This window comes from Methylobacterium sp. 1973 (assembly GCF_040545035.1).
Lineage (GTDB): Bacteria > Pseudomonadota > Alphaproteobacteria > Rhizobiales > Beijerinckiaceae > Methylobacterium > Methylobacterium fujisawaense.
The window spans coordinates 60,046-73,025 of the sequence record NZ_JBEPLA010000003.1; the positions used below are offsets into that span (position 1 = coordinate 60,046).

The 12,980-nt window shown below is 67.1% G+C and carries 14 protein-coding genes; 2 read left to right on the forward strand and 12 right to left on the reverse strand.

Annotated features, from left to right (window positions below):
- Positions 1-208: 208 nt before the first annotated feature.
- Entirely contained in the window at positions 209-1,102 is an 894-nt protein-coding gene (locus tag ABIC70_RS07355) for a LysR family transcriptional regulator (protein ID WP_043346609.1), read from the forward strand.
- 438 nt (positions 1,103-1,540) lie between these two features.
- On the opposite strand, the gene ABIC70_RS07360 is transcribed toward ABIC70_RS07355, so the two are convergent.
- The 10 genes from ABIC70_RS07360 to ABIC70_RS07405 all read right to left on the reverse strand — a co-directional run bounded on the left by ABIC70_RS07360 (position 1,541) and on the right by ABIC70_RS07405 (position 9,347).
- The gene (locus ABIC70_RS07360) at positions 1,541-1,696 is read right to left on the reverse strand and encodes a hypothetical protein (protein ID WP_164706323.1); all 156 of its coding nucleotides are present in this window, start codon (positions 1,694-1,696) and stop codon (positions 1,541-1,543) included.
- 602 nt (positions 1,697-2,298) lie between these two features.
- Complete coding sequence (locus ABIC70_RS07365) at positions 2,299-2,571, reverse strand: hypothetical protein (protein WP_043346613.1); 273 nt, start codon at positions 2,569-2,571, stop codon at positions 2,299-2,301.
- A 524-nt stretch (positions 2,572-3,095) separates the two neighbouring features.
- Positions 3,096-3,293, reverse strand: coding sequence for a hypothetical protein (locus ABIC70_RS07370; RefSeq protein ID WP_043346614.1), 198 nt, complete (start codon positions 3,291-3,293; stop codon positions 3,096-3,098).
- A gap of 41 nt (positions 3,294-3,334) precedes the next feature.
- A complete protein-coding gene (locus ABIC70_RS07375; protein ID WP_043755289.1) occupies positions 3,335-3,697 on the reverse strand; it encodes a DUF6481 family protein in 363 nt (120 codons plus the stop codon).
- A gap of 105 nt (positions 3,698-3,802) precedes the next feature.
- Entirely contained in the window at positions 3,803-4,012 is a 210-nt protein-coding gene (locus ABIC70_RS07380) for a cold-shock protein (protein WP_043346616.1), read from the reverse strand.
- A 333-nt stretch (positions 4,013-4,345) separates the two neighbouring features.
- Positions 4,346-4,714, reverse strand: coding sequence for a hypothetical protein (locus tag ABIC70_RS07385; protein ID WP_043346618.1), 369 nt, complete (start codon positions 4,712-4,714; stop codon positions 4,346-4,348).
- A 167-nt stretch (positions 4,715-4,881) separates the two neighbouring features.
- A complete protein-coding gene (locus ABIC70_RS07390) occupies positions 4,882-5,124 on the reverse strand; it encodes a hypothetical protein (RefSeq protein WP_354439302.1) in 243 nt (80 codons plus the stop codon).
- A gap of 604 nt (positions 5,125-5,728) precedes the next feature.
- A complete protein-coding gene (locus ABIC70_RS07395) occupies positions 5,729-5,965 on the reverse strand; it encodes a DUF6894 family protein (protein WP_354439303.1) in 237 nt (78 codons plus the stop codon).
- A gap of 146 nt (positions 5,966-6,111) precedes the next feature.
- Positions 6,112-7,467 (reverse strand): sigma-54-dependent transcriptional regulator, encoded by a 1,356-nt coding sequence (locus tag ABIC70_RS07400; protein WP_354439305.1) that lies wholly within the window; start codon positions 7,465-7,467, stop codon positions 6,112-6,114.
- Positions 7,464-9,347, reverse strand: a complete 1,884-nt coding sequence (locus tag ABIC70_RS07405; RefSeq protein ID WP_354439306.1) for a sensor histidine kinase — start codon at positions 9,345-9,347, stop codon at positions 7,464-7,466. The genes ABIC70_RS07400 and ABIC70_RS07405 overlap by 4 nt, the downstream gene beginning before the upstream one ends.
- A gap of 295 nt (positions 9,348-9,642) precedes the next feature.
- Here ABIC70_RS07405 and ABIC70_RS07410 point away from each other — a divergent pair, with 295 nt between their 5' ends.
- Positions 9,643-10,986 carry a dicarboxylate/amino acid:cation symporter gene (locus ABIC70_RS07410; RefSeq protein WP_043346633.1) on the forward strand — a complete coding sequence of 448 codons (1,344 nt, stop codon included), beginning with the start codon at positions 9,643-9,645 and terminating at the stop codon, positions 10,984-10,986.
- A 124-nt stretch (positions 10,987-11,110) separates the two neighbouring features.
- Here ABIC70_RS07410 and ABIC70_RS07415 read toward each other — a convergent pair whose 3' ends face one another.
- Positions 11,111-12,187, reverse strand: coding sequence for an HD-GYP domain-containing protein (locus tag ABIC70_RS07415; RefSeq protein WP_043346635.1), 1,077 nt, complete (start codon positions 12,185-12,187; stop codon positions 11,111-11,113).
- Positions 12,188-12,209: 22 nt separating this feature from the next.
- Positions 12,210-12,695, reverse strand: a complete 486-nt coding sequence (locus ABIC70_RS07420; protein WP_236952834.1) for a protein phosphatase CheZ — start codon at positions 12,693-12,695, stop codon at positions 12,210-12,212.
- Positions 12,696-12,980: the final 285 nt, after the last annotated feature.

Sequence of the window (12,980 nt, forward strand, 5' to 3'; positions counted from 1 at the left end):
TGGCAGCACACGAAAAAAGCGAATTATTCCGCAGGCAAACGTTCGAAAATGTCGAACCATCGTGTCATCGTTGACGCCCGATCGATATTTTGCAGGACTGGGATCAGGTTGCTAGGCCTGATCCGGCCCGTCCCGCGCGCCTCCAGATTGGCGGGCTCTCTCCCCGTAGATCCCGAAGAGACTACACGGTCATCAAGGCTGCTCGGTCGTGAACATCAAACAGCTCGAGACCTTCCTCGAGATCGCGCGGTGCGGAAGCTTTACGGCCGCCGCGGACCGTCTGAACGCGACGCCGTCGACGATCTCGGCCCGGATCCAGGACCTGGAGCTGGATCTCGGCGTCTCCCTCTTCGACCGCTCGCAGCGGCGGGTCCGGCTGACCGCCAAAGGCCGGGAACTGCAGGTCTATGCCGAGCGCGCCATCGCAGCCTGCGCTGAAATTCGGACGCGGGTCGGCAGCGGCGACGCCCTGTCCGGCCTCGTCCGGCTCGGCGTCGCCGAACTGGTCGCGGTGACGTGGCTCCCGCATTTCGTGGACCTCATCCATCGATCCTATCCGCGCCTGACCCTGGAATTGCAGGTCGCCCTGACGGCCGACCTCCAGACCCTGATGGCGAATGGCGAGATCGACATGGCGCTGATGCCGGGCACGCGCTTCGACCCGCACCTCGCCACGCGCTCCCTCGGACAGGTGCGCTTCGCTTGGATGGCGGGCCGCGGCCTCGATCTTCCGAACCGCAGAATCGAGCCTGCGGACTTCCGGGCGATCCGCATCCTGTCGCTCGGCAAGAACAGCTTCCATCATCGAACCGTGGAGCATTGGCTCAACGAACGGGGCGACGCGCCGCGCGTCGTCGATCTCTGCAACAGCATGGGCGCCGTCGCCTCCCTGACGCAGGCCGGCGTGGGCGTCAGCCTTCTCCCGATCCAATGCTACCGGGCGGAGATCGCATCCGGCGCCCTGAGGGTTTTGGAGACCTGCCCGGAGGGGCCGCTGGTGGAATTCTTCGCCGTCTACGCGGCGGACGCGACAACGACCATTCCGCGCCTGCTCACCGACCTTGCGGCGGCGTCGAGCACGTTCGAGGACGCTCTTGGCTAAATGCGCAGCTTCAAGAGATTGTCCGTCCGGCCTGACACGAGGAGGCTGAAGCTGCGAGGCCTCAGCGGTTCGGTGAGGCCGGATGAAAAGCCCACGGAATGCGCGTCGGGGCCGTCGGTCGGTCGCCTGAAGGGGCGCGGCGCTGAACGTGTCCGCGCCGAGCGGACGGTCCGGCGCGGACCCATTGCATGCGGGACGAGGCGCAGGTGGACGTCTTCGATGATATCGGGCCCGTCTACGACGCAACGCGGCGTCGTAGACGCTCGGAGAGCCTGGCCCGGTCGAGCTGGAGAACCGAGCTCGCGTCGATCAGACTTGCCTGCACCAGTCCAGCAGCAGGACAATCACCGATTTCGTCGGCGTCATGCCCAGATCAGGATCCCCGACGCGCCGCAAGTTCATAGCGGCCCGTCTGCAATTATCCCGGGGCGCTCGGTCTCAGCTCTTTGTGAACGGATTGTTCGACTTGTAGTTCTTGCCCTTCGGCTCGGCCTTTCGCGGGTCGGGCTTGTCGGCGAAAAGACGCTTGACGCGCTCGTTGAAGTCCTCGGGCGTAACAGCCTGCGCTTTGCCGGTCGTAAATTCGCGTGCCATCTCGGCCTCCGCTTCGTCGCCCAGGGCACGGGATTGCGCGGAGGGATGCCGAAGCTATGCGCCGTCCGAAGCCAAAACGCCACTCCCAACGCAGGGTGTCGACGGTGGGACGACTATCGGAGGGCGGCTGAGCGCGGGTTTCGCCAGTTCGGAGATCCGCGGCGGCTGCGTTGCACATCCGGAACGCGCATCAAAAGGGCCCCGTGTCCGATTTTCGCGCGGACGGTCATCGCCGCTCTGCGATGAGGGGCGTCAGGCTCCCGGGACGACCGGCCTGCCCGTGAAGGCGCGCGAAGGCGCCGGACTCCTCACCCGCCGCCAAGCCGCGATCGCGCTGCGTCTGTCTTCGAAGGTCGACCGCAGGCGTGTTCCAGGCGCGCCCCGACGTTCCTCCCCGAAGCCGTGGAGCAGCACCGCGTCGGGACCGAAGACCCGATGCATCTCGGCACGCCAGAGACGGTCGGTGACCGCAAGCACGCGCTCGGTTTCTGCCAAGCGGTCGATATCCATGGCGGAGGTTCCCCGTTCCCTGCCTGTCGCCGCACCGCCGGGCTGGCGACACGAGATCCCGCTCGAGGACCGGGGCAGCCCTGGAAGTCGCGTCAGAGTGCTCTTGCGAGACCCGCCTCCAGGTTGAGGGCGCTGGCCGTCTGTTGAGCGAGGCGGACGCCCGTCGGCTCGACCACCGCATCCGCTTTCACGGCCTGGCGCACGACCGCAAGCGCCTCGTCCTCGGAGGTCGTGATCACGGCGTAGAACATCACCAAGGAACCGGATAGTTCCGCCTCGTCGGGGCGCGTCACCTTGAGGATATAGGCGGTCTGATTGGGCTCGATCATGGCCGCCTCGGGGGAATGGGCGCCGGCCGGGGGCATGAAACATCCTCACGTCTGAACATGTCGAGTTCGCAGCAGCGATCGATGATGGTTTGGCTCCGGAACCCGGTTCCCGCGCGGGAACACTCGCCGTGAGCCGACGGGCAGCCGAAGGCCGAGCGAGAGGATGCGCGCCTGTGCATCGCAAACTCCATCGCTCGTGCCGTCGCGACGGACGATCGTTACGGGCATGACAGAGCATCCGAGATGCCCTGCTCGAAACAATCGTCGCAGCTTTGCTGATCGTTTAAAAAAACAAGACCGGACGCCTAAGCTCTGCTCGCAGCAGTTCGCGCGGCGCACCGATGATGGCACCGTGTGGCCGCCAATCTCCCGCGGCTTTCGACGCGGCAGGCGAGGCCGGGACGGATCATCGTCCCTGTCGGTCCTGAGAGTGGCGTTCGGCTCGCCGCGTCGATCCAGATCGCAGCAGCATTCCCTCAGGGCGTTCTTCTCTGGCCCGATTGCTCCCGCAGCGTTGCCGGTCGCAGCGGCCGTGCGGAAGCCCGGTCGGGCCGGATGGATCAAGAGGCCGGAACGAGTTCGCCTTCCCGTGCCGCGCGCTCACCGCCGTCGGACCGGATCCGGTAGGTGGGTTCGCCGGAGCGGTCATCCGGTGTCAGGCGGACCACTTCGAACAGGCCGTCGACGATGCCCTTGTTGCCCGTATAGCTGGTCCCCAGCTGCCGCACGTGCTGGCCGATCTTGAACTTGTGAGACATGTTTCGTCCTCCAAAGAAGCGCTGAGCGGGGAGCGACCGGCTTACCGGCGGGCTCTGGCCTTGCGAGCGGCGAAGCGCGCGTCGCGGGCGGCCTTCTGCTCAGCGGCGCGGGCCGTCTGCAAAGCCGCTGCCTCGGCGACCAACCGAATCCGGTCGGCTTCGGCCTGCGCGCTGGCAGCGAGACTCTCAGCCTCGCGTGCGGCTTCGTCGGCGAGGCGGGCGACCACACGCTCGGTGTTGCGTGCAGTCCGTGCCGCGACCACAGCTTGGCGGGCTGCCTGCCGGGCGCGAAGGGCCGGATCGTCGGCTGACGGGCGGGCCCGGAACCGGGCCAGGGTGTCCTGTCGCGACTTGGCGATCGCCGCCAGATGGTCAACAAGCTGACTTGCTTTGTATGGTCCCACGAATATTCCTTGTGCGCGCCAGAGCTAAGCTTTGGCTGCGAAATACAGATGAAGCCGCCCCCGGGGGAACGGCTTCGAGACGCGTCTTGGAAGACGGAGTGTGGCTCAGACGGCCTGAAGGCTGCCGGCGGACTGCTTGCCGCTGCGGCGATCGGTTTCCATTTCGTAGGAGACCTTCTGGCCTTCGGTCAGACCCTGCATGCCGGCACGCTCGACGGCGGAGATGTGCACGAACACATCCTTGCCGCCGTCATCCGGCTGGATGAAGCCGAAGCCCTTGGTGTCGTTGAACCACTTAACGGTGCCGATGCTCATAGGTATTCCATATCGTTATAGGTAGTTAAATAGGTCGAGCGCACGCCATGCACGCGCCCGGTCGCGAATTTTCGAAAATGGGAGAGATGCAGAGCGCTCGCCCTGTTGAGGCGATGCGGCCGAATATCTGGCCAAAAGTCGATTTATCATCTGTACGGCATCGGAGAGATAATCACAAGCACTAAGTCAAAATGCAGGATGTTTGACACGCGGCGCAGAAGATTTTGGCGGTGCAAATCAGCGGCGCGAAGCTAGGCGGCGGTTTCCATACCGACCGCGCCATGGATTCCCAATCCGGGTCCCCGGTTACCCGAACGAAGCTGCACGCTGCCTTCAGATCCTCACACTCGCCGCCCCAGCGGCCGCGGCTTGTTCCACGGAAGCACCGCCGCGCAGGGCCATGGCGATGGCCGTCGATATGGTGTCGATCGCCAGCGCGCGATCCTGACCATAATCGTAAGAGCTGTTTCTGTCGGAACTCAGCCTGGCATAGTAGCTGTCCGGAAAGCGCTCATCGATCCGCAGCTTGAGCATTCGCGTTGCTGCGTTGTAATCGCTTTCGAACTGTCGGGATTTTGTGGAATACCCGCCTTCGAAGGTGCCGGCTTCGCGCTCTTTGGACATCGTATTCGCCCTGCGACTCTGAGTTTCGCCAAGGAAAAGACCGATGATTTTGCTGGTCAACCAGCGCATGACGTGCATTCTGTCCTCCTGACTTAAGGGCCGTTGAGCGATGCTCGGTGCTGTCGCGCCGTCTCGCGGATCCGGGTATCCGGCTCGGTATCCGCCCTTCCCGGTTCGACGGGCGCTTGAAGAGCAGTCCTGAATGGCCGCGCATGCGACCGTCTGCGGATAGATCAGTGCCTGTTCTAGGCCGAAGCCATCGGTAGAAGGCTGTCGATGCGGAGCTTCAGCCGCGTCGCCCGGATCGCGTCCAGGGTGCGCCGATGCGCATCTGCGGCAATACCTTCGGCTTCGAGGTCCGTGAGCTGATCGATCAGCCACCCACGCTCCTGAAGACCAGGCAGCTGCGATGAACGTGCAACCATCCTGATCAATCTTTGCATCACCGGGCAAGGCGGTGCTGAGTACGGCTCGACCACGATTGTCATCTCCCGATTTCCGCCATCGTGTCAGCCACGATTGCGGGGCTCGGCGAGGCCCACAATCGACGGAGCCGCCCTGTTGACGGCCACCCGCGGCTCTTCCGCTTTCTTTGACTCGCTGGGTCCGCGGCTCGATTCGGTTGCCATGATCGCGCTCCGCGTCACGTTCGGAGGCAGGATAGGACCGGCTCCGGGATCTGTCGGACGGCCGGATGGCAAGCGGTCGAATCTCCGTTGGGCCGTCATGCGCGCCGTACCCGGTATAGGAACGAAGCGTCAGCACCTCACGTTCGGATGCAGGCCGATGCAGCCGATAGGCTTGGCGCACCTGATGAGAGCGGAACCGTCCTGAAACTGACGGGATGTTTGCCAAGCACGCCTGTCCATTGCAGGCGGGGGCGCAGGCCCTCAGTCACCGGCGCCTGGATCAGTCGATCCGATGATGGTCTCACTCTGCGCCTTCGAGCGCGATAAAGATAGTCCTCTGGCGTCGGGGCATCCGCTGCCCATGCAGCGGCCCTGCAGTCGCCTCTCCCTCGGCCCGGTCCGAATTACCGGTATTGCGTCGGGGCGCTTCTGACCGCGTACGCCCGCAGTGGCTGCCGCGGCGTCAGCCGACGGGGTCCGCATCGAGCGATACGCGCAGGCGCATCCGCACCACCCCCATCTCGTCGCGGACAGCCGCCATGTAGTCCTGCCGGGCGGGCGCGTCGGAGAATCCCTGCGCGATACGTGTCATGATCTTCACGGCCTGAGACCGGGCGGCCTCAAGGCTCGGCAGGTCGTAGCCGTCTCTGTCGCGGACGATGTCGGTTCCGTCGTGCAGATCGATGAAATAACGCGGCATAGGCGGCTCGGCGGGGCTGATCCGTCCGCCACGCTAAGCCGTTTCCGCACTTGTCCGCTTACCCCTTTTCGGTAGCTTGCCCGGACCGCGGCGCCACACGCGTCGGTCGCGCCCTTTGGTCCGGGCAACAGGTCGAACGGGCGCCCCTAGCGAAAGTCGCCCGGCGTCAGGCCGTGACGCGCCATCTTGTCGTAGAGCGTCTTGCGGGGCAGTCCGAGCGCCTCGGCGGCGGCCCGGACATCGCCGCCGGCCATGATCAACTCGTCGCGGATCAACTGCCGCTCGAAACGATCCACCTGATCGGTGAGGCTGCCGGCCGCCGCCTCAGTGGCGGATTGCGGCACGGCTCCGAGCCCGAGGGCGCAACGCTCGGCGAAATGGCCGAGTTCGCGGACATTGCCCGGCCAGGGGTGACGGCGCAGATGATCGCGGATGGACGGCGTGACCGGCGGCACCGGCCGTCCGAACCGCTCGGCGGCGCGGCGCAGGAAGTGCTGGAAGAGCAGCATCACGTCCTCGCCCCGGTCACGCAGGGGCGGGATCGCGATCGTGATGACGTTGAGGCGGTGATAGAGGTCGTCCCGGAAGGTGCCCTGAGCGGCCGCCTGCCCGAGATCGACCTTCGTGGCAGCGACGACCCGCATGTCGACCGGCCGCACCTCGTTCGTGCCCAGCGGTTCCACGGTGCGCTCCTGAAGCACCCGAAGCAGCTTGACCTGCAGCGGCAGCGGCATGCTCTCGATCTCGTCGAGGAAGAGCGTTCCACCCTGTGCGTGCTCGATCCGACCGATCCGGCGCTTCAGCGCCCCGGTGAAGGCCCCGGCCTCGTGGCCGAACAATTCGCTCTCGACGACGCTGTCCGGCAGCGCCCCGCAATTCATCGCCACGAGATTCCGCCCGGAGCGCCGGCTCCAGCGGTGCAGGGCGCTCGCCACCACCTCCTTGCCGGATCCCGTCTCACCGAAGACGAGCACATCGACATCGGCCTGCGCCACCTCGCGCACGAGGGCGCGCAGGCTCGCGATCTCCGGAGAGATCCCGAGGAACGCCGGATCCTCCTCGACCGCCGCGTCGAGCCGCGCCCGCAGCGCCCGGTTCTCCATCACGAGCCGCCGCCGCTCCAGCGCCCGGCGCACGGAGGCGACGAGCGCTTCCGCGGGATAGGGCTTGGCCAGGAAGTCGTAGGCGCCGCCCTGCATGGCGGCCACAGCCATGCGGATGTCGCCGTGGCCGGTGATCAGGATGACAGGCAGGTCCGGATCCACCCGGCGCAGGCGCGCCAGCAGGCCGACGCCGTCGAGTCCGGGCAGCCGCACGTCGGTGACCACCACGCCGGGAGGCGCGGCCAGAATCGCCGCCAGAGCCGCCTCTGCGGCGGCGAAGGCCTCGACGGCAAATCCCTCCAGTTCCAGGCTTTGGCAATTGGCCCGGCGAACCTCCGCCTCGTCGTCGATGAAGACGACGCGCTCGGTCGCCGCCTCCGCGTCCGCCGATCCGCTCACGGTGTTGCTCCCAAGGGCTTGTCCACGCCCGGACTCTTCTCCGTCGCCCGGAGCAGCTCCATCCGGAAGACCGTGCCGGCGTCCGCGTCGCCCGCCAGGATCAGGTTGCCGCCGCAATCCTCCACGATCCCACGGGCGATGGCGAGACCCAGACCGAGGCCATCCGCCTTGGTCGTGAAGAACGCGTCGAAGACCTGGCTGCGTAGGGCGTCGGGAATGCCGGGCCCGGTATCGGCCACTTCGACCGCGATGCGCTCGCCACCGTCGGAGCGAAGGTGCAGGCCGACGCGGGCGTCCGGTCGGCCCGCCACCGCGTCGAGGGCGTTCTGGAGCAGATTGACCAGAACCTGCTCCAGCCGCGGACCGTCTCCGAGCACGCGCAGATCCGGGTCGGGCCGGTCTGCCGCGAGCGGGACGTCGAGGGCCGCCGCGCGCGCAGTCACGAGTTCCAAGGCGTTCGCCACCACGTCGCGCAGCGCCACCGGCTCGCGTCGCGGCGAGGCGCGGCGGGCGAAGCCCTTGAGCTGCCGGGTGAGGCCCGCGATGCGGTCGGTGAGCCGGCCGATGGCGGCCGCGTTCTCGGCCGCGTCGTCGGATCGCCCGCGGCGGATGAGAATCGCGGTGTTGTCGGCGTAGGAGCGGATCGCCGCCAACGGCTGGTTTATCTCGTGCGCCATGCTGGCCGCGAACTGGCCCAGGGCCGCCAGCCGGCCGGCCTGCGCCAATTCGCGGCCGAGGCGCTCGCGTTCGGCCTCACCGCGCTGCCGCTCCGCGATCTCGGCGCGCAACTGCGCGTTGGTCTCGCGCAGCGCGCGTGTCCGCGCCTCGACCCGGGTTTCAAGCTCCGCCCGGCGCGCAGCGGCTTCCGCCAGCCGGGTCCGCGTCCGGCGGCCGCGGTCGGCCAGGGCGAAGAGCCCATACCCGACGAGCGCCGTGGCCAGCGCCGCGATGATCCAGGCCTGAAGCCGCTCGCGCTCGACGGCGGTGCCGACCGGTGTCAGCGTATGCAACCGCCAGTCCGTGCCGGGCACGGGGGCCTGCGACAGGATCGCGGTCCAGGCCGGCAGCGCACCCCGGACGACGCGGACGGCGTCCGGCTTGCCGGCGATCGGATGCAGCGGCAGCCGCTTGAGGGACGCCGCCCCGAATTCCTGCCCCGCCTCGATCCGGGCACGCTCGGCGGCATCGATGGCGTCGAGGGTATCGAAGCGCCACCCCGGCTCGCTGGTGACGAGGACGATGCCCCGGGCATCGGTGACGAAGGTCACTTCGTGGGCCGCGCGCCACGCCGCCTCGACCGCGTCGAACTCCACCTTCACCACGACGACCCCGGCGCCAGTGCCGACGCGCCGCGCGAGGTACAGGCCGGGCCGGCTGCTGACCGTGCCGAGGGCGAATTGCGATCCGGCGCCGCCGGCCAGGGCCTGCTTGAAATAGGGACGGAAACCGTAATCCTGTCCAACGAAGCTGCGGTCGCTCCCGGCATTGCTGGCTGCGACCGTGAGCCCATCGGCGCCGATCACGTAGATGACAGCCGAGCCGGTGGCGGCTGCGATCTGTGCGAGCCGTTTGTCGACGCGATCCAGAAGGCCGCGGCCCGTATCCGGCCCGAGTGCGGCGACGACTTCGGGGTCGGTGGCGAGTGCAAGCGGCAGCGAGGCCTGCTTCTGCATCTCGGCCAGCAGCACGCCGACCTGAAGCCCGATGGCCGAGCGGGCGGCCCGCCGCAGATCCGACAGGGCCCAGCGTTCTGCGGTGCGGCCTGCGAGCCACGTCGCCGCCAGGACTGCGCAGAGCCCGAGAAGAATCGCGAGACCCCGCCGCGACGGCGTTCCGTCCGGCGTCCGGGCTCCGCTTTTGGGTGTCGCCGAGCGGATCAACGGGCTCCAACCCGTGCGGAAAGCCGGAACGCTTCGGCCCGAGGCGTGCAGAAATCCGCACAGGAACCGATCAGGCGGTCGCGCCACGGCCGTAGAAAACTGTTTCCTTTCAATGAAATGAAGAAATGCAACTCGCCGCCTTTCGGTGGCATGCCGGTTGCCATTCCCGCCACGTAACGCAGCCATGTCGTCAGTGAACGGCTGCCAGCCAAACGGCCAAGAGCAAGCGCGGACAGCGTCGGACCATTTCGACGCCAGCCGCCCAAACCGAAGCTATCGACAGGGAGAACGCCCCATGGCTGCCGTGCCGTCACCACTCACCGCCCCGCATCCGCCCGCCAAACCGAAGCCGCTGTACCGGACGCTGTACTTCCAGGTCCTGGTCGCCGTCGCGATCGGCATCCTGCTCGGCCACTTCTATCCGCAGCTCGGTGCCGAGATGAAGCCGCTCGGCGACGCCTTCATCAAGCTCGTCAAGATGATCATCGCCCCGGTCATCTTTCTCACCGTCGTCTCCGGCATCGCCGGCATGACCAACCTGGAGAAGGTCGGACGCGTCGGCGGCAAGGCGCTGATCTACTTCCTGACGTTCTCGACGCTGGCGTTGATCGTCGGCCTCATCGTCGCCAACGTGCTCCAGCCGGGCAACGGCCTGCACATCGACCCGAAGTCGCTCGATCCGAAGGCGATCGCCACCTACGCCGGCAAGGCGAAGGAGCAGAGCATCGTCGACTTCCTGATGAACATCATCCCCACGACGGCGGTCGGCGCCTTCGCGGGCGGCGAGATCCTGCAGGTGCTGTTCTTCTCGGTGCTGTTCGGCTTCGGCCTCGCCTTCCTGGGCGACCGCGGCAAGCCGGTCCTGGACATCATCAAGGTGCTGTCCGAGGCCATCTTCGGCGTCGTCAACATCATCATGAAGGTCGCCCCCGTGGGCGCCTTCGGCGCGATGGCCTTCACGATCGGCAAGTACGGCATCAGCTCGCTCGCCAACCTCGCCTATCTCGTCGGCGCGTTCTACCTGACCTCGACGATCTTCGTGCTGGTCGTGCTCGGGGCGGTGGCCCGCTACAACGGCTTCTCGATCATCCGGCTCATCCGCTACATCAAGGAGGAGCTGCTCCTCGTGCTCGGCACGTCCTCGTCCGAGTCGGCGCTTCCCTCGCTGCTGGAGAAGATGGAGCGGGCCGGCTGCTCCAAGCCGGTCGTCGGCCTCGTCGTGCCCACGGGCTACTCGTTCAACCTCGACGGCACCAACATCTACATGACGATGGCGGCCCTGTTCATCGCCCAGGCGACCGATACGCCCCTGAGCTTCGGCGAACAGGCCCTTCTGCTCCTCGTGGCCATGCTGTCCTCCAAGGGCGCGGCGGGCGTGACCGGCTCGGGCTTCATCACGCTGGCGGCGACGCTGGCGGTGGTGCCCTCCGTGCCGGTGGTCGGGATGGCGCTGATCCTGGGCGTGGACCGCTTCATGTCCGAGTGCCGGGCGCTCACGAACTTCATCGGCAACGCCGTGGCCTGCATCGTGGTGGCGCGCTGGGAGAACGAGGTCGACGAGGACAAGCTCGCGGCGGCCCTTGCCGGCCAAACCACCCGACCGGCCGGCCACACGCCGGCCCTGCAGGCCGCCGAGTGAGCCGCGGCCGTCGCGGGCCGCGGGTGCGGCTCGCGACGGCCACATCCTAGACAAGCGATATGCGATCAGCCCGCGCAGACCGGCGGGCGGCTGTCCCGGGACTCCAAGGGCCGATCCACGGCCGTCAGCCCTGCGCGAGGGCCTGGGGTGCGAAGGCGGCGACGACCGGCCGGAACGCGCCGACGATCGCAGGATCGAGCCGGCCGGCCATGCCCTCCAGAATCGCGTATGCCGCCTCGCTCGCCATGGGCGCCCTATAGGGCCTCTGCTCGATCAGGGCCGCGTGGATGTCGCAGACGGTGACGAGCCGGACGAGGTCGGGGATGTCACGTCCCTTGAGCCGGTCCGGATAGCCCGAACCGTCGAGCATTTCGTGATGCGACCGGACCACCAGAAGCATCTGCTGCTCGAAGCCCTGCTCGGCGAGCATGCTGTATCCCTTTTCCGGATGCAGCCGCATCACGGCCATCTCGGTGTCGTCGAGCCGGCCCGGCTTGTTGAGGATGGCGGCCGGGATGTGGATCTTGCCGACATCGTGCAGCAGGGCCGCTTTGGTGACCCGGTGACGCTCCTGCACGCCGAGGCCGAGACTTGTCGCGAAGGCGGCCGCCAGCCCGGCCACCAGCAGGCAGTGCTGGTGCGTGGCATCGTCGAATTGGCGCACCGCTCGGATCCAGTCGCGGATCCCCGTATCCCGGATCGCGACGTCGATGGCCTGGGTGCCGTTGTCGATGACAGCGGGCGTGATCGGCTGATCCGCCACGAAGACCGATGCGTAGAACCCGCGCACCTCTGCCGCCATCCGGACCGCGCAGGCGGGCACCGGCTCCTCGACATGCGCCGCGACGGGTGACGGCGGTCGCTGCGCGCCGAGCCGATCCCGCAGGTGATCGATGTCGATGGGGGCGCACAGCGTGTGCGTCGCACCGAGCGCGACGCCGACGAGCCGGGTGCGCGGGCTCTCGGTCGGCAAAAGGACGACCAGGGGGACCCCGTGCCGGATCTGCACCAGGAGGCGCCGCAGTCGCTCGACGGATGCCGTACCGAGATCGAGGACGTCGGTGACGATCGCGGTCGGTGTGCCGACCGGCGCCGCCGCGGCGCGGAGGTCGTGGATCTCGCAAGACAGACCATCGGACAGGTCCCCCTGCAAGCCCAGGCTGCGTACGGGATCGTCCGTGATCAGAAGGATACGGCCCATCGGCACGCTCTCTGATCGCGGCCTACGGGAACATTGCGTCAACCGTGTCCTGCGAGACCGAGGCGTCGCCGGGTAGCACGGGGCCATTCAGCAGGGCCGCTTCGCCGCTGCGTCTGTCGTGCGGCAGGTTGGGCCGTGCCGGGCCATCGCCGGACGCCGACCAGACGCGCAGCATCTCGCCGATCCGCTCCTCCACGAGAACGATCGTGCGCACGACCTTCGAGATCCGCTGCCCGGTCAGATCCTGGAAGTTGCACGCCTCGAAGATGGTTTGCATCTCGGCCTGAATGGCCTCCGCGTCGGCCCGGGTCGCAGGGTGTTCCGAACGCCTCACGATCCCGCGGGCCAGCCCATCGACGGTCTCCGACGCCGTCAGAATCGCGTTCGTGGCGTCTTCCGTGCCTTGTACGACGGCGTGGAGCTCGTCGCAGGCGCGACTGGTCTCCTGCTCCTGTCGAAGGTCTGCGATTTCCTGGCGCGTCCGCGCGATCGCGTCCGAGATCGACACGAGCTGGCTCCGCAGGAGCCCGACACCCTCTTCGATGGAAACGACGTCCGGTACAGCACGGGCCATGATCGACGATCACCATGCGCTTTAATTTAGGCGCCGAAACTATCGACCATGTCTTAAGCTGGGCTTAATGCCGATTGTTTCCGTGTCTCGTCAGCGTATCGTACGATTGATGACTTAAAGATTTCATGATTTTGCGCTCCGACCCGGACGATCGGTCAATTCGATCTCCGCCGACTCATCAGCGGCGTCTTCGAGGGCGTGCAACGGTGATCTGCTGAT